The 22,427-nt window shown below is 38.2% G+C and carries 13 protein-coding genes; 9 read left to right on the top strand and 4 right to left on the bottom strand.

Going from position 1 to position 22,427, the window contains the following annotated elements; all coding sequences use genetic code 11:
- The first annotated feature begins 60 nt into the window (after positions 1–60).
- From sov to MM239_RS02815, 4 genes are all read left to right on the top strand, one after another.
- Positions 61–7,140, top strand: a complete 7,080-nt coding sequence (gene sov / locus MM239_RS02830; RefSeq protein ID WP_394801480.1) for a T9SS outer membrane translocon Sov/SprA — start codon at positions 61–63, stop codon at positions 7,138–7,140.
- A 54-nt stretch (positions 7,141–7,194) separates the two neighbouring features.
- On the top strand, positions 7,195–7,572 hold the full coding sequence (gene gcvH, locus MM239_RS02825; RefSeq protein WP_241346431.1) for a glycine cleavage system protein GcvH: 378 nt from the start codon (positions 7,195–7,197) through the stop codon (positions 7,570–7,572).
- A complete protein-coding gene (locus tag MM239_RS02820; RefSeq protein WP_241346429.1) occupies positions 7,565–7,945 on the top strand; it encodes a VanZ family protein in 381 nt (126 codons plus the stop codon). The genes gcvH and MM239_RS02820 overlap by 8 nt, the downstream gene beginning before the upstream one ends.
- 71 nt (positions 7,946–8,016) lie before the next feature.
- Entirely contained in the window at positions 8,017–8,691 is a 675-nt protein-coding gene (locus MM239_RS02815; RefSeq protein ID WP_241346427.1) for an energy transducer TonB, read from the top strand.
- A gap of 121 nt (positions 8,692–8,812) precedes the next feature.
- Here MM239_RS02815 and MM239_RS02810 read toward each other — a convergent pair whose 3' ends face one another.
- The 3 genes from MM239_RS02810 to MM239_RS02800 are packed head-to-tail and all read right to left on the bottom strand — an operon-like array spanning position 8,813 to position 14,213.
- Positions 8,813–9,691 (bottom strand): YicC/YloC family endoribonuclease, encoded by an 879-nt coding sequence (locus tag MM239_RS02810; RefSeq protein ID WP_241346425.1) that lies wholly within the window; start codon positions 9,689–9,691, stop codon positions 8,813–8,815.
- A gap of 22 nt (positions 9,692–9,713) precedes the next feature.
- Positions 9,714–13,139 (bottom strand): biopolymer transporter Tol, encoded by a 3,426-nt coding sequence (locus tag MM239_RS02805; RefSeq protein WP_241346424.1) that lies wholly within the window; start codon positions 13,137–13,139, stop codon positions 9,714–9,716.
- Between the two features lie 21 nt (positions 13,140–13,160).
- The gene (locus MM239_RS02800) at positions 13,161–14,213 is read right to left on the bottom strand and encodes an NAD(P)/FAD-dependent oxidoreductase (protein WP_241346422.1); all 1,053 of its coding nucleotides are present in this window, start codon (positions 14,211–14,213) and stop codon (positions 13,161–13,163) included.
- 59 nt (positions 14,214–14,272) lie between these two features.
- Here MM239_RS02800 and MM239_RS02795 point away from each other — a divergent pair, with 59 nt between their 5' ends.
- From MM239_RS02795 to MM239_RS02775, 5 genes are read left to right on the top strand one after another with little or no spacing between them, the layout of a single operon-like run.
- Positions 14,273–14,926 (top strand): MBL fold metallo-hydrolase, encoded by a 654-nt coding sequence (locus MM239_RS02795; RefSeq protein WP_241346421.1) that lies wholly within the window; start codon positions 14,273–14,275, stop codon positions 14,924–14,926.
- Positions 14,923–15,624, top strand: a complete 702-nt coding sequence (gene pssA / locus MM239_RS02790; RefSeq protein WP_241346420.1) for a CDP-diacylglycerol--serine O-phosphatidyltransferase — start codon at positions 14,923–14,925, stop codon at positions 15,622–15,624. Before MM239_RS02795 ends, pssA begins: the two co-directional genes overlap by 4 nt.
- Positions 15,625–15,653: 29 nt before the next feature.
- The gene (porU, locus tag MM239_RS02785; RefSeq protein WP_241346419.1) at positions 15,654–19,019 is read left to right on the top strand and encodes a type IX secretion system sortase PorU; all 3,366 of its coding nucleotides are present in this window, start codon (positions 15,654–15,656) and stop codon (positions 19,017–19,019) included.
- Positions 19,016–20,230 carry a type IX secretion system outer membrane channel protein PorV gene (gene porV, locus MM239_RS02780; RefSeq protein ID WP_241346418.1) on the top strand — a complete coding sequence of 405 codons (1,215 nt, stop codon included), beginning with the start codon at positions 19,016–19,018 and terminating at the stop codon, positions 20,228–20,230. The genes porU and porV overlap by 4 nt, the downstream gene beginning before the upstream one ends.
- Entirely contained in the window at positions 20,227–21,498 is a 1,272-nt protein-coding gene (locus tag MM239_RS02775; protein WP_241346417.1) for a M16 family metallopeptidase, read from the top strand. Before porV ends, MM239_RS02775 begins: the two co-directional genes overlap by 4 nt.
- Here MM239_RS02775 and MM239_RS02770 read toward each other — a convergent pair.
- Positions 21,450–22,427 (bottom strand): glycosyltransferase, encoded by a 978-nt coding sequence (locus MM239_RS02770; protein ID WP_241346416.1) that lies wholly within the window; start codon positions 22,425–22,427, stop codon positions 21,450–21,452. The two genes, MM239_RS02775 and MM239_RS02770, sit on opposite strands and share 49 nt — an antisense overlap.

Below are 22,427 nucleotides of genomic sequence, written 5' to 3'. Positions count from 1 at the left end.
GATAAACAATTGAGCTTTTGTTGCAGTAACTTTTTACCCCTAGTTCGCATACGTCTTTTTGTGCCATCAGTCCTTACAATACTGTTGGTATGCATACTATTGTCTCCTTCCAAAGGGCAACAGATTCAATCAGATAGCACAGCTGCCAAGATAGATTCTTTAAATACACGCAGACAACTCCCATCATTTTTGCTTTGGCCAAATCTCTACACAAGACCATTGTTCCAAAGTCAAAACCCATTTACTTACAGGTCTCCATTCTACCCTATCACTCCTAATCAAGAAAGGATACAAGTAGAAATGGATTCCACCTTAAGATACCGGGTGCAAGAGGAGCTAGATTCTGCGGATGTTACTCCTGGATATCAATATGATTTTGATGAATACGCTAAGTTACAAGAGTTCAAACTAAGGCAAGAGTATTGGAGAAATAGATCAAGAGAAGTAGATGGTGAAAGTGCTGTTAGTGGAAGAGGACTAATTCCTCCAGTGACAACTAGCCCAAGTCTGGACAGAATCTTCGGTGGAAATCAAATCAACATCACACCTACTGGATATGTCAACCTAGACTTGGGAGCAATATTTAGAAGGGTAGACAATCCCGCCATACCTATTAGACAGCAACAAAATGGAGGCTTCAATTTCAATCAGCAAATCCAAATGTCTGTGAATGGGTCGCTAGGAGAAAAAATGAAACTAGGAGCAAATTTTGACTCCAACAATTCCTTCGACTTCCAAAACCAACTGAAAGTAGAATACACTGGATATGAAGAAGATATCATCAAGTCCATTGAGATAGGAAATGTCAGTATGCCTGTACAGAACAGCCTTATTCAGGGTGCTCAAAACCTCTTTGGTGTCAAAACTCAACTTCAATTCGGTAAATTATTTGTGACAGGCGTCGCCTCAACTCAAAGAGGTAGAAGAGATGAACTTATTATAGAAGGCGGTGGGCAAGGAAGGTCATTTGAAGTACAAGGCTCTGAATATGATGAGAATAGACATTTTTTCCTAGCTCACTTTTTCCGTGACAACTATGAAAGATGGCTTCGTGGACTCCCTCAAATTCTCTCTGGTGTCAACATCACCAGGGTGGAAGTTTATATCATGAACCGTGCAAACAACACCGAAACACTCCGGAATTTTGCTGCATTTATGGACTTGGGAGAAGGTCAGCGTATTTTCAGACCAGATAATGCTAACATTGGAGCGGGTACTCCCGGATCACCAGCAGCCAATAACGCCAACTTACTCTACAGTAACCTCAATGGAAATCCATCTTTTAGGCCATTTGATACCGGATCATCTGCGATTGAATCCACACTTAACTTAGTCAGAGGATCAGATTTTGAGCAAGTCAATGGTGCTAGGAAGCTAGCTGCTAATGAATTTATTTTCAATAGAGAGTTGGGTTATATATCCTTGGTTAGAAAACTACAAAATGATGAGGTTTTAGCTGTTTCCTATGAATACACACACAACGGGACAGTTTATAAGGTAGGAGAACTGTCTGAAGATTACCAAAATAGGCCAGAAGATCAGATCATTTTCATGAAAATGTTGAGACCAGCAAGGATCAACACACGTCTCCCTACCTGGGATTTAATGATGAAAAACGTCTATAATCTAAATGCTAGTCAGATTCAAAAAGATGGTTTTCAGCTACAAGTAATCTATAGGGACGATAGGACAGGTTTAGACAATCCAAGTTTACTTGAAGGTGAAAACTTAAAAAATGTGCCTCTGATAAGGGTCACCGGGTTAGACAACCTTAATCCACAAAATGACCCATCCCCTGATGGAAATTTTGACTTCATTCCAGGCATCACCATTTTCCCAGACAGGGGAATGGTCGTATTCCCTGTCTTAGAACCTTTTGGCGCTACAATAAGAAACAGGTTTCTTCCAAATGAAGCAGCACTTGTCGATAAGTTTGTCTATGACACATTGTATAGAACTACACAAGCTGATGCAGAGCTTGTCACAAGACTCAATAAATATTTCTTGAGAGGACGTCTAACAGCTGGATCAGCCTCTGACATCATGCTACCAGGTTTGAATATTTCGCCTGGATCGGTTGTAGTTACAGCGGGAAATATACCACTGACCGAAGGTGTGGATTATACAATAGATTATAACATTGGCCGACTTACAATTCTGAACGAAGGCATACTTCAGTCTGGAAAAAGAATCAATGTTTCTTTTGAAAAGGCAGATTTAGTGTCGTTTCAAACCCGAAGTTTACTTGGTACAAGGTTAGATTACATGTTCAATGACAAGTTCAACCTTGGGGGTACCTTTTTGTACCTTAATGAGCGGCCAAACATCACAAGAATTGCAGCTGGAAGTGAAACATTGAGAAACAGCATGTGGGGACTTGACGCCAACTACAGTGACGAATCAAGGTTCCTAACCAAACTTGCTGACGCTCTACCTTTCACAAATACAAAAGAAAGCTCTCTGGTCCAATTCAGTGGTGAATTTGCTCAACTACTCCCTGGGACGTCAAACAGGGTAAATGGTGAACAAGCTGCCTACATTGATGATTTTGAGACAGCAATCACTCCGTTCAACCTTGGTGGAGCTGCTGCGCAAAATTGGCACTTAGCAGCTACACCAAAAACAGAAGACAATCAATTCGACCTCAGCGATCTTACAGAAGACAGGCTGGGAAATGCCTACAGAAGAGCAAAAATATCATGGTACAATATTGACAATGTATTCTATAGAGAGTCAGGACCAGGAGTACCTACCAATATTACTAGAGAGGATAGGCAAAACCACTATGTAAGAAGGGTGATTCCTCAAGAAATCTTCCCTAGAAGAGATCGTGATGTTATAATCGTACCAGAACCACTGTTTGAAATGGCGTATTTCCCACATGAGCGGGGAATGTATAATTATAACACTGGCTTAACCTCCGAAGGGTTATTACCCAATCCAAGAAACAATTATGGAGGTGTTACCAGAGCAATTACAACAGAAGTAGATTTTGACCGAACGAATATTGAATACATAGAATTTTGGCTTTTGGATCCATTCATTCAAGGAGAAAATGGAAGAGTCCTTGACGGAAGATTCAATGCAAACAACACTACAGGTGGTAAGCTAAGGTTCAATCTTGGAGATGTTTCAGAAGACTTGATCAAAGACGGTAGACATGGTTTTGAAAATGGACTTCCTGCAGATGGTGATCCTTCAAATACCCCTACTACAGAGTGGGGAAGAATTACGCGAGAGCAATTTTTAATTCCAGCATTTGACAATTCACCAGAAGCCCGAGAAAATCAAGATGTAGGTCTTGATGGATTAAAAGATGAAGATGAGGTAAATTTCTTCAGAAGTAGATTTATCAACAGGCTCAATGTCTCACAACTGGCCATGAACCAAATCATGAGTGATCCATCGGCTGATAATTTCCAATATTACCTTGACGAAAACTTGGATCAAGACAATGTGAAAATCCTTGAGCGTTACAAAAATTTCAATGGCATGGAAGGGAATACACCAATCACTGCCAATCAAAACCTTGCTTATACTCCATCTGGTTCAAATTTACCAAACAACGAAGACCTCAATAACGATAACACAATCAACGAACTTGAGAGCTATTATGAATACGAAATAGACCTCAGGCCTGGTCAACTAGAAGTAGGTTCAAACTATATAGTAGATAGAGTCACCACAACTCAAAGTGGTGATGAAGTAAGTTGGTACCTTTTCAGAATTCCAGTGAGAACCCCTGATCGTGTTGAAGGTGATATCTCTGGATTCAAGTCCATTAGGTTTATGAGAACATACCTTACTGACTTCGAACAGCCTGTAGTGATGAGAATGGCAAACTTTAGACTTGTGGGGTCTCAATGGAGGGTCTTTCAGGAATCTTTATTTGAAAGAGGATTTTTTGAAATTCCAGAGCCAGACAATTCCAACTTAACAGTTGGCGTGGTAAATATTGAAGAAAACAGCCAAGGAAGTGCTACGCAAAGTCCCTATGTACTTCCTCCTGGAATTACAAGAGATAGAGATAACTTATCTACTGTCGAAAGACAACTTAATGAGCAGTCCTTAAGACTATGTGTAGAAGACTTACAGGCTAGAGATGCAAGGGCAGTATTTAAAAACACCCGCCAGGATTTGGTTCAATTCGAGAGATTGAAAATGTTTTTCCATGCTGATAGTGATGATGCCGAAGATGGTGAACTCACAGCCTTCCTAAGATTAGGGACTGATTATACAGACAACTACTATGAAATCGAAGTACCTCTTAGAATTACTCCTAAAGGCACTAGAGATCCTAGACAAATCTGGCCTTTGGAAAATGAAATAGACATTGCTATTTCTGAAATTGTTGGTGTAAAAGTAGCTCGTGACAATCAAAGAGTCCCACTAAACTTACCTTTCACCCAAGATGTGAATCAATACAAAGTCACAGTAGTGGGTAGGCCTGAATTGAGCTTGATCCAAGGAATGATGATTGGGATCAGAAATCCAGGCGAATCAGGAACTGCCTCAAGATCGGTTTGTATTTGGGCAAATGAATTAAGAACTACTGGATTCAATGAGTCAGCAGGATGGGCAGCAAATGCTATATTAAACACCAAAATCGCTGATGTGGCGACCATTTCCACCTCTATAAGACACAATTCATTTGGGTTTGGTGGATTAGAAACCAGACTCAGTCAAAGGGCCCGAGAATCTACTACTCAGTATGATGTCTCTGCAAATGTGAGTGTAGAAAAATTACTCCCAGAAGCCATCAATGTAAGCATACCAATGTACGTTAGTTTGGAAAATTCAAGTACAAGGCCAGAATTTGACCCACTAAACCAAGATGTCCCATTTGAACTTGCACTAAGTAAATTCACCAATGATGCAGATCGAGCACTATATCGATCACAAGTCCTAGACCAAGTCAAACGTCGAAACATTGGCTTTACAAACGTCCGCAAAAATAGAAATCCAGAGAAAGAAAACTCCAGAATATATGATTTAAGCAACTTTTCATTCTCTTATGCCTATGGATCTGTGAGACAAAGTAATATCAATACAGAGTCTTACACCTTTGAAACATATGTAGGAAATATAGCTTACAACTATCAACCAAAACCACTTTCTTTTGAGCCTTTCAAGAATGCTTCATTCCTGGACGGAAAATACCTTAAACTAATCAAAGATATCAATTTCAACTTTTCACCTAGTCAAGTCGGTGCAAGGATAGACGTAGATAGGAGATTTATGAGGACACAATACAGAAATGATGATTTGACCACAGACGGAGTTGATCCATTTTTCCAAAAAAGTTTCTTTATCAACAGGTTTTACAACTTGAATTGGGATTTGACCAAAAATCTCAGGGTAGATTTTATGAGCAGGGTAATGGCTGTAGTAGATGAACCAGAAGGTGATATTGATTCACAAGCAAAGATTGACTCTATCAGAAACAACATCAGGAGGCTAGGTAGAACGACAAATTACAATCATAGAATAGATGTCAATTACAAAATCCCTCTGAATAAAATACCAGTGGTAGATTGGGTCAATGCAGACGTAAGGTATGCAGCTGACTATACTTGGATGACTGGAGCTATTGGTCAGCGAGACACCTTAGGTAACATGATTCAAAATACCAGAGAACAAGTTTACCAAGGGAAACTAGACTTCACCAAATTGTACAATAAAAGTGCGAAATACAGAGCACTCACTGCACCAAAAAGACCATCTATACCTGGAAGGCCTGCTGTAAATGCAGAGGATACTATAGGAACACCTTTTACTAATAAGCTCATCAAGTTCTTAACAATGGTAAAAGATGTCAATTTCAGGTATTCAATTATTGAAGGAACGTTTTTACCTGGTTACATGGCCAATACTGGACTATTGGGCATGGATAGAAGCTTCCTAAATCCGGGGTTCGGCTTTATTATGGGTAGTCAGAATCCAAACATGCGTTTTGGAATAGCTGATAATGGGCTGTTGGCATCCAGCGCTGAACTCACGCAACAATTCAGACAAAATCAAGCTAAAAACCTACAAATAAATGGTATAGCAGAACCATTCAAAGACTTTAGAATTGCATTTGAAGCAAGAAAAAGGGAGTCTGGTGAGTATAGTGAGATTTTTAGAAACTCCGCTGACAATCCTGGTCAATATGGATCATTGAGCCCTAATAGAATGGGAGGCTATAGCATTACTTACTCTATGATTCGAACCACTTTTGCCAGAGACGATCGATTCAATAATTCTAGACTATTTACTGATTTTGAAAGCTACCGTAGCATCATTCAAGGAAGGCTAAATGCTGGCAATTCATCTGGTGGTGAGTATGCTCTCAACGGACAAGATGTACTAGGTCTTGCATTCTTAGCCGCTTATGGTGGCGCAGACCCTAATACCATGAGCCTCAATCCTTTCCCTACTTTCCCTATTCCAAATTGGAGGCTAGACTACAAAGGGCTTTCTCAAATACCAGCGGTGAGAGAATATTTCTCGAGTATCAACATCACTCATGGATATTCTTCTACGTATGAAGTAAGCAATTTTTCCAATTCTCTTCTTTACCAAACTGGATTAGAACTATTCAATTCAGTACAGAATATACCTGGAGCTACGCTTACGGATGAGTTTGGAATGTATATACCCATATTTATATTGAATCAAGTGATATTGACTGAACGATTTGCACCACTTATTGGAATTGATTTCTTGACAAAGGATCGATTAAATATTGCAGTAGAGTATAACTCAGAAAGAAATTTGGGATTGAATTTTTCTAATGCTCAAGTGACAGAGCAGAGAAGCAGAGACTTTGGGTTTGACTTAGGGTACACCAAATCAGGTGTGAAAATTCCTTTTAAAATACAGGGCAGACAAGAGGTACTCGAAAATGACCTTCAATTTAGAATCAACACAAGAGTGGTAGATACCCGACAGATACAGCGAAAAATAGAGGAAAATAGTACAGTAACCAATGGTAACTTAAATATTACCATTAGGCCTACGGTCGGTTATGTAATCAATCAAAACCTTAACATTACGCTTTATTTTGATAGAAACATCAATGATCCAAGGGTAACCACAGCTTTCAGAAGAAGTTCAACTGCCTTTGGTGGACAATTACGATTTAATTTAGCACAATAGGTTTTATCATACGCTCAAAGCTTGTATTTTTGGGCACCTTATAAAAAACAAACTATGAATTTTCCTAAAGACCTCAAGTACACAAATGATCACGAATGGGTAAAAGTAGATGGTGATGTAGCTACCATTGGAATTACTGAGTTTGCTCAAAGAGAACTGGGTGACATCGTTTATGTGGAAGTAGAAACTGTCGGAGAGACCATCGCCACTGGTGAGGTATTCGGGACAGTAGAAGCAGTAAAGACTGTATCAGATCTATTTATGCCTCTGGAAGGTGAAATCATCGAATTCAACGAAGAGCTAGAATCAGCTCCCGAAGTAGTCAATGAAGACCCTTATGGAGCTGGATGGATGATCAAGGTGAAGTTCTCCGGAGATCTTCCTTCAGACCTTTTATCAGCTGATGATTATGCCGCACTAGTTGGTGCTTAATTTTCTAAAAAAGCATAATAAATTACTTCTTGGATTAAGCTGGTTAGGGATATTATTATTCTTGATGCTTAAACCAGGAGATGAACTCCCAAAGGCTCCTAATATACCACACATTGACAAAATAGCCCACTTTGGACTATTTTTTGTTCTATTGTTCCTGTGGATGAGAATTCCAAAGAAGAAAAATATTAAAACATTTTTCACTATTTATTTAGTTTTTGGAATTTTTATTGCTATATTAGTAGAGTATTTGCAGGGTATGGTTCCTATGAGGACATTTGACTTTATGGACATTGCCGCAAATATCGCTGGAGGAGCCGTTGGAATAATTTGTTTTTATATTTTATATAAGTACGATAACAAACTTGTATAAGTAAAAATAATTAACTAGAATTGTTCTCTCCAAAAGGAAATAAATTAATAACCTTTATAAAGTAAACAACCATGGAAGCTAAGAAGACGCCAAAAGCGGATTTAACCAAAAGGTCAGGGATGTTCCTGAACTTGGGTCTTCTTGTCAGCGTGGGATTAGTTCTACTTGCTTTTGAGCACAAGTCTTATGATGCACTTGCGCTGAAAGATTTAGGACAAGTTCCAGATGACTTTGAAGAATTGCTGGATATTCCGATTACAGAGCAACCACCACCGCCACCACCACCAGTTGAGCAACCAATCATTCAGGAGGTTCCAGATGAAGTGGAGATTGAAGAAAAAATCGAAGTGGATTTTGATGTGGACGTAAAAGAAGAGACTGTTATCAAAGAAATTGTAATAGCTGATGCACCTGTAGTGGAAAAAGCTGATGAAATCTTTGATGTGGTAGAAAACGTACCAATGCCTCCAGGGGGATATGAAGGTTGGAACGAATACTTGAGAAAGAATCTTAAGTACCCAACTCAAGCAAGAAGAATGGGTATAGAAGGTACAGTATACGTAGTTTTCGTTGTCAACACCGATGGTACAATTCAAGACGTTGAAGTACTGAGAGGAATTGGCGGAGGTTGTAACGAGGAAGCTATGAGAGTAGTTCAGAACGCACCGAAATGGGAACCTGGAAAACAAAGAGGTAGACCAGTAAGGGTAAGAATGAGATTACCGATCAAGTTTAAACTTGGTTAATCATAAAACTAAAAAAGGGGCTTAAGCCCCTTTTTTAGTTACAAACACTTTTTTTAGCACAAACTCATCATTTTTTTCAAGCATAAAGTTTATTGAATCCAACTTTGAGGAGCTAATCAAATTACAGAATGTTCAGAGCCTGTTCTTTAATCTTCTCAAGTTCATCTTTCATAACAATGACATGCTTTTGAATTGATGCATCATTTGCTTTTGAACCAATGGTATTGATTTCTCTTCCTATTTCTTGACTGATAAAACCTAACTTTTTCCCTTGACTTTGAAGTTCCTTTAAATTTTTCTCAAAGTAATCCAAGTGGGTTGCAAGTCGAACTATCTCTTCTGTAATATCTAATTTTTCGAAATAGTAAATAAGCTCTTGCTCAAATCTATTTTCATCAAAGCTATTTTCCTCTAACCACTCTTTGAAATTGTTTTTGATACGCTTCCTAATCCTGTCTTTACGAATTGGATCTTCTTCTTTGATACTTTCTAATCCAGTTCTGATTATCGATAGATTTTCTTTGAACTTTTGCGCTAAGACTTGTCCCTCATCTTTTCTGAATGCATCACAATTATCTAATGCTTCCTCCACTACCTTCTTCACTATTTCCCAATCCTCTGTAACAGAAGTCTTTTCCAGGTTCTGAATCATCACATTTGGGGATTGTACAGCAAGCTTGAACAAATCTGCCTTATCCGCTCCTACCAAATCTGCTAATCCCAAATACTTCTGAAAATAAGAAGCAAAAAGAGGCTCATTGAATCCTACAGGCAAGTCCTCTGAAGACTTTCTTGAAAAATCAATGGACAAATTCACTTTACCTCTTTCAAGTTTAGCACTTACAAGATTTCTGATTTCAAATTCCTTGTCAGAAAATTGTCTTGGACTTCTTATCGAAAGATCCAGAAATTTTGAATTGAGTGTTTTGACTTCAACACTTATCACAAATGTATCATCTTCAAAACCGGCCAATCCATAGCCTGTCATTGATTTTAGCATATTTATTTTTTAATCAATTGGTTTAGAAATTGTAACCTAAGGTTACATAAAATTTAAGGTCGTCTGTCTGAAAATTTCTCACAGGTCTGGCCAAATCAAATTTAACGTAATAATTGAGCAAAACGGTTCGCAAACCAGCACCGTAGCTTTGTAACCAAGGGTTGTTGAAATTATTTATCGTGATGATAAATGGAGAACCTTCCGAGTTAATGACTTCGGTATTTTGATCATTGATACGCTCCCATGGTGGTGATTCATTCCAAGCAGTACCAACATCATAGAAAGCCACTAGTTGGAAATTCTTGATAAAGTTTGATGTAATATTCCCTCTTGAGAGATAAGAAAATAAAGGAATACGAAGCTCAGAGGTGAATGTAATTACATTTCTTCCTCTGATTTCGTCATAATTGTATCCTCTTAAATCTACAAATTCAGCAAATAAAATGTTAGAATTCTCTACCCCTCCTGAGTTTCTCACCGGAGAAGCCTCAGGTCTATTTGCAGGTGGTCTATAGAATTGGTTGAAAAGCCAATTATCCATTCCTCCTACTAGATAAGTCTGAGGGTTCTTACCGAAAAATGTCCCTCCATACAACCTTGTCGCCAAAGTTATATTTTTGTGGATTTTTTGATAATTCCGCAGATCTAAATACGCATTTGTAAATGATCTTTCACTTTCATTTAGCCCTTGATAATGGACAGCTCCAATCTTTCCTTTCAAGCCTTGCTGCATATACAAGCCCAACTGCTCTGTTTTATCCACCACAAATTCAAACCTAGCTCCTGCATAGTTTACATCAAACCTGTTTTGCTCAGGGATAACTGCTCTTAACAATGAGTCAGGGTTTAGATTGAAATATTGAGTTTTTGCTACAAATGGTGCCAACATCACTCTGCTATGCACCGAGAAAGGATAAGAAAACCCTAATTCCGACTTGGTTAATACATACCTCTGAAAAGTCAAATCTCCATCAGCTACTTGGATTGCCCTTCTATCAAACCTTGCCCTAAGATCAACTCTTTGCTTTAGATATTGATAGTCAAAAAAGATATCGCTTCCAGATCTAAAGTCAAGTGTTGTCATAATTCCTCCTTCCACACGATGATTATCTAGAAGATCAGACATCTGTCCATTTAGGTTAATACCAAATCCTCTGAGTGGATCTACAACAAACGTCGTTTTCAAGCTAGTAGTAATAAACTGCGGGTTCATCTTTGCTGGCCCTACCACTCGCTTTTGCATAGATTGTCTTCTAAAATTCTCCAACAAAGAATTTCTTGATGCCACTGGACTTGGCCTTTCCGTGAGTTGCTCTATAGAAGGAATAGTATCAAATGTATAATTATCAGTATCTATTCCACCCTTTGTTTCAAACCTTAGCCTTTCAGTATTGATACTGCCTGTTTGATTGGTAACTGGTGGAATCGTGTCTTGAAGCACAGGCACTCTAGTGGTCGTATCTTGCACTCCAGTCATGCCTTGTCTTGGTCTAGGTGGATTAGTCGTACGTCCACCTACCATCAGATCCTCCAACCTGATATTCAAAGCTGTGTCAATTTTTGTCTCTTCTGGTTTTAAGTTTTCAATCACTTGCTCATTAACTTCTGCTGAAGACCTAGACTCTTGTTGTTCTATTCTTCTTGTTGCTATCCTTTCGTTTAGAAGCTTTGCCTGCTGCAGTTGAACCCTCGGAGTACTTGGAGTAAACTGGTCGGAATTAGAAAATGGCTCTACGATCAACACACTTTGATTACCATCACGATAAGAATAGGCGACCCTATTTAGCCTGGAGTTATAATCAAAAGCTTCAAGGCTTCTGTTGAAAGCTGACATTTGACTAGAGATAGAACCATTGGCACTTGATCTCATCAGGTTCATTATCCCACTTTGATCACTTAAGTGTAGGATGAAGTTTGCATTCATCACGGAAGGCCTCAGGTTCCTATAGTTTGAATTTGTCAATTTTGTAATCACCTCAGATGAATCTGTAATGTCAATTCTGTGCAGATTAAAATAGTCGGGGAGTTCTCTGACATCAGGATACCTTACATTGATCACCGAATCCGGCAATGTGGTTTTATTAGATGTGAAAATGATTGTAGAATCATTCAAGAATACTGGATCCAAATTATCAAATGCATCATTGGTCAGCCTCTTACCTACTCCACGCACATTCAAAGTATAGATGTCTGTCTTGCCGTTTGTCAAAGCAGATACAACCATGTTACGTCCGGTGGAATTGTAGTCTATACTTTTGATTTGTGTAATATTTCTCAGGTAAATCTTATCTTGATTGGAACCATCAATGGCGCGCTGGATCAAAGTTGTTGTACCTCTTCTGAAAGTTGCTATTGTCAAGTTTAAGGTATCTCTCCATGCAATTACAGGGCTTGTTAAATTTACAGGTTGATGATCTGATCTACTTCCACCTGACAAAATTATCCTTTCCCTCTTATTGGCGACTTCTTGTACTCTTACTTGAAATTTTCCACCATTATTGACTACATAAGCAAGGTGCTTCCCATCAGGGCTGAACTTGATATCATTGATAGCTCCAACATGATTGAATCTTGTTCTAGTGATTACGTTTGACTCATTAAAGTCTTTGAATGTTCCTCGTACAGACTCATTGGTTTGCTCATAGTATTTTTTCCAATCTTCTTCAAATGCTTTATAGTTGACCCCTAAAGTATTTGCTATACTCGTCTCTTCATTTCTACTTATTCTACTTAGGTTCAATATACTTGAAACATATCTCCTCCCATATTTCTCTGTAATGTAATTCCAAATAGACTGACCTACAAGTGCAGATTCACCTTCCTTTATTCTATGAATTCTATTTTTTCTATCTTTTTTGAAATAATGCCTGATATAATCATCCATTTCCATACTCCAGCCATAACCTATATACATGGCTATTCCATCCACATACCAAGAAGGGAAGCTATTGATCAAATTAGATTGAAAAGCATCTGCTATAGTCGCTCCATAGAGCATTTCTTCAATGATCACCTTGGAAGTAGTATACAGAAGATCATTTTTGAACTGCTCCCAAGTGCCAGGGTATGCAACTTCTCCTAGTAATCTGCTGAAAAATGTTTGACCATCAACGGTGTATTCATCCTTGTTGAGGTTCAAGTTGCTTTGTAAAATTTCTTCTGGTGAATTATAGATAAAAATTTTCGGCTTGGTATAAGCTACATAGCCTATCAACTGCGTCAACCTGTCAAATTCATTTTCCAAATAATCAATAGCCATGCGCGCATTTGCTACACCTCCATCATAATAATAGACTTCAAAATTATTGGAACTAAAGTAGTACCAATCGATATTATTGTGTTGCACTCTATTTTTACCAAATCTCTCTTGGTCAAATTGGGCATTGGCTGAATTGGAAAATAATATCAACCCGACAAATAAGATAAAGTAGCGTAAGATCTGCTTCATTAGTCAATTTTCGCTTAGATTCTAAATATACTTAAAAAAACGACTTATGTTTACATCTGAATGAGGTTCATTCTTATTAATTAATAAATCGACCATCATTTTACTATAATATGGTATCAGCGACACACCCTTAGCTCCAAAACCATTGAAAATATAAACGCTTTCATGCTTTGGATGTTTTCCCAAAAATGGTCTTCTATCCTTAGTTGCTGGTCTAATCCCAACTTTATGATTCACAACTTCCTTCTCTTTGATTTTCATCAGGTTGTCTAACCTTTCTAATATTTCGTTTTTTGCTCGCGCTGTTGGACCTTCATCCAAATCATGCCATGAGTAAGTGGACCCTACTCGAAGGAGTCCTTGAGGTAATGTGATCCTGAATACTCCTCGATTGATAACTTCTTTGGGCTGAAATGGTTGATTAATATCCAATATTTCTCCTTTAACTGGTGCAAATGGTAAAAACGCAAAGAAATCACTTTTCATACTTCCCAACCCATTACAATATACGATACTATTAGCCCTTATGTCTTTATAGTTGACTTGGTTTTCCTCCAATTCTAAATATTGCTCATCGAATGCTTCCAGCCTCACGGCATTTCGATCCAATAAATACGAATTATATGCATCAAGCATGGTGTTGACATCCAAATAGCCAGAATGGTTCAAGAGCACGCCTCCAAATTCATCAACCAATTCTTTGTGTCTCGAAATGGTAGCTATTTCGTTGATATATTTTTCAAATTTTTCGTCTCCACTATTTCCCATCCACTCATTCTGCTCCTCAACACTTAAAAATGGTCGATATATCCCACATGAATGTAAAAACTTTGTATTCAATACTTGCTCCATCTCCTTGTAAAGTGATTCAATCTCGGGAAACAACAAGTCTGCATTCCATGTCTTTACCATTTTGCGTCCAGTTACTGGATTGTACAGACCAGCAGCAATTCTGCTACTTTGATTAAGTTCAGGCTGATCCAATACCATGACCTTATAGCCAGATTTGATAAGCCTATACGATAGCACTGTGCCTGCTATCCCTTGACCAATGAGTAAAAAATCTACTTCCATGCCCAAAAATAAATTCTTTCTTTGTTATTTTGACAGATAATTCAAAATCATTCTACTTTATGTTACAACTTCGCTGTTTTACTTTTAATCCTTTCATGGAAAATACCTATATCCTCTTTGATGAAACCAAAGAAGCTGTGATTTTTGACCCAGGGTGCTATGAAAAAGAAGAGCAAAACACGCTTTTGACATTCATCGAAAATGAGGGATTGACCGTCAAATACCTCATCAATACGCATTGCCATATTGATCATGTTCTAGGAAATGCTTTCATCAAAAGAAAATTTAATGTACCACTTTTGATTCATCAAAATGAGGTGCCAGTACTGAAGTCTGTGATAGCATACGCATCTAACTACGGCTTTCCAGCTTTTGAAGAAACAGCACCTGATCACTTCATCGATGAAAACAACACCATCGATTTTGGAAATACCCAATTGAAAATCAAATTTATCCCAGGACATGCTCCCGGACACTTGGTTTTTTATCACGAACCTAGCAAAATTTGTATTGCAGGTGATACCCTTTTCCAAGGTAGCATTGGACGCACTGACCTTCCTGGAAGCAATCATGATGATTTGATAAAATATATAAAATCATCGCTTTTCACTTTGCCTGATGACTTGGTTGTCTACCCAGGGCATGGGGAAGAGACAAGTATCGGTTTTGAAAAAGAGCACAATCCATTTGTTGGCAAAAGAGCAAGATTTTGATGATCAAAAAACATATCCCAAACTTCATCACTTGCCTGAATTTGCTTTCGGGCATGACAGGTATTCATTTTGTATTAGATGGAAATATTCATTATGGAGCATATTTCATCATATTGGCTGCCATATTTGATTTTCTAGATGGATTTTTAGCGCGAATATTAAAGGTTCATAGTGAAATCGGCAAACAGCTTGATTCATTAGCCGACCTAGTTACTTTTGGAGTTCTACCTGCTTTTATCATTTTTCAATGGATCAGCAGTGTGGATCCTACACCTACCTTTTCTTACTTTGCTTTGGTAATTGGAGTTTTTTCAGCGCTAAGGTTAGCCAAATTCAATGTAGACACAAGGCAAAGTGATCGATTCATTGGAGTACCTACTCCTGCAAATGCTTTACTGATAAGCACACTGCCATTTTTGTATGATAGCTTTCCTAAGACATTAGCATGGCTTATCAACCCCATAAGCTTAGTGGCTATAAGTATTATCATGTCACTGTTACTCGTTGCAGAGATCCCCTTGATTGCCCTGAAATTCAAAGACTTTACAGTTTCAAACAATGTTTTCAGATACTTGACTATATTTATAGCCTTGATTTGCATTTCCGTGCTTGGCTTGGCAGGTGTGCCATTATTGATAATTTCTTACATTGGCCTTTCTATTTTGGAAGGTGCTATTGTAAAAAACAAAAAGAGTTAGCACATCTCACGCGCTTCACTTGATAAAAAATGAATTTCTGCAATTTTACAGTTAGATTGATTCTTAAAGAATCCAATGCGGAGATTCAACTCCTTTCCAAAAGGAACTTTCTACCATCAGCTTTCAAAAACCGTCTTCATTTAAGAAAGTATGCTTTGCTAGGCATGATAAGCTTTTTGATTTTTTCTTCAACTATTTGCTCTTCAAAAGCACAAGACAATTATTATAAATTCCCAATTACAAAATCTGGTGTTTACAAAATCGCTCAAAGTCAACTCAATAGCCTTGGTTTTGACAACTTGAATCAAGTTAGTATTTTCGGAAATGCAGGCATGTTGCCTCAAAAATTAGACAGCGCTGATCTCAATCTTAGGGAAATCCCTGTAAAAGCAATAAATAACGAGCTATTCTTCTATGTTGAGAGTCCTCATACATATACTTTTTTAGCTGGTGAAAATAGCTGGAAGTACCAACATCACCTTTATGCTGATACTGCATACTACCTTATCGGAAGGTCGAATACTCCACGCCAGATTAACAATGAACCTTCTCAAAGTCAGGCTCCCTATGGAATGATCCAGCAACTTATCTCCGTAAAAGAGGAGCAAACCAACCTTTTGACTTCTGGAAGAAACTGGTATAGTCAGCCTATCTTCTCTGGTCAAACTTACAATAAATCTATCCCCATACCTTCTGAACATGTAAATCCTGTTAATATTAAAATTGACTTGATGGCACAATCCCTTCAAGAAAATAATATTCGAAAATCAATCAACGGAGAGGAGCAAGACCCACAAACCATAGCCCCTATACCAAATAGCACTTATGGAATAAAAGGCCGAGAGGGTATGTTTGCTTATCAGCTCAATTCATCAGGATCTAACCTCTTGAATATAGTAATCAGCTACCAAACTGGAGATCCTAATGGCGCATTGTATATCAACTCATTGACGGCTGAAGTCCCTTTTGACAGCAATCAGCTAGAGGAAGGTTTGTATTTCCATTCTGGATCTAACCCCATATCAATTCGAGCAAATCCAAATCTACAACTTTGGAGAATCAGGAATTCTCATAGCATCAGCTCAGCAGATTCTCCTGTTACCATTCAGAGAGGTGAAAAAGCTGTAATCTTTTCTTCAGCTCAAACTCCAAGCTTAACTCATTTTTTGCCAGTAAATTTATCTCTCCGAAAAGGGGATGATAAACCTAGTTTTGTGATAATTTGTCACCCTTCGCTCACCCATGAAGCTTACCGGCTCGCTGCTCACAAAAGAACAATGGGCATCCAAACCAAAGTAATAGAACTTCAAGACATATTTGATAATTTCTCTTATGGCACTTATGATGTTACTGCGATAAGAAACTATCTTGCTTACCAATATCATCAAGCAAACAGACTTGAGCACGTCCTCTTTTTAGGGAAAAGTACTATTGACCACAAAAACAAATATCAAAGCCCTCGACCTAACTTAGTTCCTTCTTACAGCTCAAGAAACAGCCTCAACCCCTTAGCCACCTATTCGTCTGACGACTTCTTTGGTTTTTTGGACTGGGGAGATGGTGAGTGGGAAGAATCCACAGATGGAGATCAAAACCTACTAATCGGTGTGGGACGAATACCTGCGATCAACAGCGGTGAGGCTAGAGAGGCAGTCTCCAAAATTATCAATTATGAATTACAAATAGAACATGAGGGAGAATGGAAAAGGAAAATCACCATGTTTGCAGATGACGGAGACAGCAACATCCACCTCAATGATGCAGAGAGCCATGCTTCTTATATTCAAACAAATTATCCAGCATATCAAATTGAGAAAATATACCTAGACAGATTCGAACAAGTAAGAAGTGGCGGAAGACAAACCTCACCTCAAGCCAGAGAAGCCTTAAGAGAAGCCATCGAACAAGGCACTTTGCTATTGAACTATATTGGGCATGGTAATGAGAGTACCTTGACCGCTGAACAAGTATTCCAAATCACCGACTTTAGAAATTGGCCTGAAAACAATTTGCTTCCCTTGATAGTAACTGCTACATGTGAGTTTGGAAAACATGATAGTCCGTTTATTCGATCAGGAGCTGAAGAAATGCTTTTTGCAGTTCGAAAAGGTGCAATTGGTTTGCTTACCACAGGAAGACCTGTTTTTTCCAGTGTCAACTTTACGCTCAACAAAGCCTTTATTGAAGCTGTGTTTGAAAAATCAAATGGCCAACCGCTTACTTTAGGGGAGATTTTCAAAAGAACTAAAAATAATAGCCTCAATGGCCCTTTCAATCGCAACTTTTCCCTTCTTGGAGACCCAACGCTAAAGCTAGCAACGCCCGAACTAGAAAGTCAAGTTACTCAATACTATGATATCCAATTTGACATGCAAATAGATACACTGAAAGCTATGCAACAAGTTAATTTGACTGGGATAGTTATAGACCCTATTACAGGAGCAAAAGTTTTGCAATCAGGAGCATATCAAATTACACTTACAGATAAGCCAATTACCCGAAGGACTTTAGGCGATGAAAGTAGTCCTACCGATTTCTCTGATGAAGGACATGTATTGTTTAAAGGTACAGGAGAAATAATTGGCGGGGATTTTGAAGCCTCAATTTTCATCCCAAAAAACATAGACTACACCATAGGCAATGGCAAGATGGTTGTATTTGCAACATTACAAGATGGCTCAGAAGCTATGGGAGCAGATCAAGTACTAATCGGTGGCTCACAAACCACTGAAGCTGACACAATCGGTCCCGAAATCGACTTGAAATTTGGTTATAAATATGGAGAAAGTTTGCTCACGATGACCTCATCAAACATCAAGATGCAAGCCTCTTTCTTCGATCAAAGTGGGGTAAACGTGTCAAGTAATAACCTTGGACAAGATATCTCAATGTATATAAATGACCAAGATCCTATTATACTAAATCATAATTACCTATCACTTGAAAATTCCTTTGAAAAGGGTGTAATTGAAACAGAAGTAACTGGTCTCAAAGAAGGTAGGAATCTTATACGGCTAGAAGCTTGGGACAATGTTGGCAACTTTGGAGTAAGTGAAAAAGAGATCATGATTCAAGGAAGCTTAGAGGCAAAAGTCCTAGAAATCTCCAATTACCCTAACCCTGCCTCAGACTACAGTAAATTTAGGTTTAGGCATAATCAAACAGGTAAAAACATAACCATCAATCTTAAAGTTTATAGTGTGACTGGCAGCAAAATATATGAAACAAGCAAGCGTTATCTTGAGGCTGATCACCAGATCAATGATCTTGAATGGATTTTTTTCCATTCCAAAACAAATTATCCCATAAAAGGAACTTATATTTACGAAATAGAGCTAGTATCAGAATCAGATCAATCTTCTGATACAGTTAGCGGAAAAATATTGATTAAATGAAAATATCGATAAGCCAATTATTCAAGCCATTTTTTTTATCAATGGTATGCTTGTCCTCGGCGAATGTCTTGGCACAAAATTCTACGATCATAGCCGGTCAAGACCCAAATCGTAGAGTTATCACCACAGCAGTTCCTTTCTTGAATTTTGCACCAGACAGCAGGCATTCAGCAATGGGCGATGCTGGTGTAGCCACTTCACCTGATGCTAATTCTGCACATTGGAATGCTGGAAAATTGGCTTTCGTTGAAAATGACATGGGATTCTCCCTCTCCTACTCACCTTGGCTAGGAAGATTGGTCAATGATATGTCTGTCAGCTATCTGACAGGTTATAAAAAAATTGATGAAAACTCTGCCTTCGGTTTTGACCTGAGGTATTTCAATATGGGTGACATCCAACTGACCAATGAGAGAGGGGAAGAGTTGGGAGAATTTACTCCCAGGGATATTGCTATTGGTGGTACGTACTCGAGAAGACTTTCAGAAAATCTGGGCTTGGGTATTTCCGCAAGATTTATTCATTCCAACTTATCAGGAAACATCTCCTCTTCAACTGGTTCTGAAAGTAGACCAGGGATATCAGTAGGAACAGATGTAGGCTTGTATTATACCAAAGATGTATTCTTTGGCAATAGAGAAGGCGTCTGGTCCTGGGGAGCTGTGATATCGAACATTGGACCGAAGCTTACTTACAATAGTTCAGAAGATTTAGATTACATTCCTACGAATTTTAGAATAGGAACATCTTACAAAGTTATTTTTGATCAATACAATTCTTTGACTTTTGCTTTGGACTTCAATAAGCTAATGGTCCCTACACCTCCGATATATAGAAGGAATGAAGATGGTACGCTGTATACTGATCCTAATGGTGATCTTGAGATCCTAGAAGGTAAGGATCCCAATAGACCACTTATTGCTGGAATGTTTGGCTCATTTGCTGATGCTCCAGGAGGATTTAGCGAAGAGTTACAAGAATTCATGATTTCATTTGGCATGGAATACCTATATGATGAAAAATTAGCTTTGAGGACAGGTTATTTCCATGAAAACATCAACAAAGGCGGAAGAAGGTATTTTACCATGGGCGTAGGATTCAACTATAAGATGCTAGGCTTCGACTTCTCCTATCTAGTACCTATGGAGCAAAATCATCCACTTGCAGAAACTTTAAGATTTTCACTAGCTTACAACATATTCAACAGATGATATTAGACAGAAGTAAATCTCCTGACTTTCAGATACCACAGGACATCAATCTTCCTTCACCAATCAAAAGGACTCTGGCAAACGGAGTCCATTTGTATTTTATACCAACTCCTGAAATAGATGCATGTAGATTAGAAATCTGCACAGATGCCCAGCTTGCTCATTCAAGTAGCGACAAAAAGTTAACCTCATTTTTCACTCTTCACATGATCATGGAGGGGACTCGTGGAATGACCGCAAGTGAAATCGATGACTTTTTTGATTTCTTCGCAAGTGAGGTAGATGTTTCTTCTGGTTTCGAGCACAATAGCATTTCATTACTCACTACCAAGAAGCATTTCTCTAAAGTTCTCCCAATCTTTAGCTCATTGCTTACTGATGCCATTTTTCCCGAAAAAGAATTAGCCAAAAGAAAATCTCAAAAAGCACTTAACATAAGCATTCAGAAAGAAAAGACATCTGTAAGTGCAAGTCAGCAATTTAGACAACAGCTTTTTGGTGCCGACCATCCTTATGGCCAGATTGCCGATGAATCTGATGTAGCTGATGTACAAAGGCAAGACCTTATTCAATACTACAAAGAGTCTCTTCTGGTTAATCCAGAAATATTTCTAACAGGAAACCTCGGTGCTTTTGAGCTTGAATTGATTACAGAAACCTTGGGGAAATTAAATGTGACTTTTACAGAAAAAGAAATACTAAATTTTGAAAATAAGCCTCAAGAAAGACAATATGAATTGAGAGAAGAGGCTGTTCAATCTTCTTTAAGAATAGGCTTCCATTTGCTTGCTAAAACACATCCAGATTATTTCCCTATCACCATTTTCAACACAATATTGGGCGGGTATTTTGGTTCAAGATTGATAAAGAACATACGTGAAGACAAAGGACATACTTATGGGATTTACAGCACCATAGGATCTTTGAAGCAAGCGGATTACTGGGTGATCATGGCTGATGTACAAAAAGCTTATATCCATGAAGTGATAGAGGAGATATACAAAGAGATCGATTTGTTAAAAACCAACTTGGTTCCTGAAGAAGAGATTGAGTTAGTAAGAAACTACATGATTGGCAATTTCCTTTCTACATTTAGTAGTCCATTTGAATTAATCAATAAGTTCAAGACTGTGCATCACGCAGGATTAGATATGGACTTTTATGCTAAAAAACTAGCCTATATTAGAGAATTCACAGCTGAGGATGTACAGCGTGTAGCTCAAAAGTACTTTGACACCCAAGACCTAATTGAGGTTATCGTAGGGTAAAAAAATGACACATCTATCCTATAACCAATGGCATGAGGCATTACTTTGGCCAGTAAACTATTTGGAGACAAAGATTGCAACAAGCTCAATAGATCAGCTGCGGCTTCAAAATTAGCTGACATAAAAGCATGCTTCAGCTCATATGAAACCCTTCTGATCAATGCTTCATCTTCAGCCCCTGTTTGGTTGAGTGCTTTAATTTTTTGACAAACCTTGACGGTAGAAGGCAACATTTTGGAGTATCTTGGCATGTACTGTCGTTGTGAATACGAATTAGTATGGATGCGCTTTTGTATACCAATATGATCAGAAAACAGCGCCTTATGTGATCTGGTCAACCTTACTAGTACATCAAAATCCTCATAGGAGAGAGACTCATCATACCCACCTATCCCCTTAAGTATTTCCAAATCAAATACCGCTGTCGAAGCCGAAATGGGGTTGCCAGCTATTACAGCTGTATACAAATCACCTTGCTCAACAGACAATTTCATCTTCTTCATTTCTTCAAGACTATAATATGGATAAAGTTTCCCAGCATCATCAAACAAAGTCAAATTTGAAAAACTAAATCCAACACCACTCCTTCCTTGCAAAAGTTGAATACTTTTTTCCAAATGCCCTTCACAAATTAAATCATCTCCAGAAAGGTCAATAACATATGCTCCTTTGCACCTTTCCAGTCCTATATTGAAAGCTTTACAATAACCAATGGTAGAATCTAATGAGATAAAAGTGATTCTGTAAGATTGATGTTGCTCCAGCCAACTTTTAATAACAGCAACTGAGCCATCTTGACTTCCATTGTCAAGTATGATCAATTCAAAATTCTCATACCCTTGATTGACCACCGAGTCGAGTGCTGCCTTTACGTATTCTTCTTGATTGAAAACAGTGCAAACTATAGAAACTAGAGAAAGATCAATCAT

The organism is Belliella filtrata (assembly GCF_022549775.1).
Classification (GTDB): domain Bacteria; phylum Bacteroidota; class Bacteroidia; order Cytophagales; family Cyclobacteriaceae; genus Belliella; species Belliella filtrata.
Note: the sequence above shows the minus strand (reverse complement) of the source record. Positions and strands in the feature narration are given on the sequence as shown.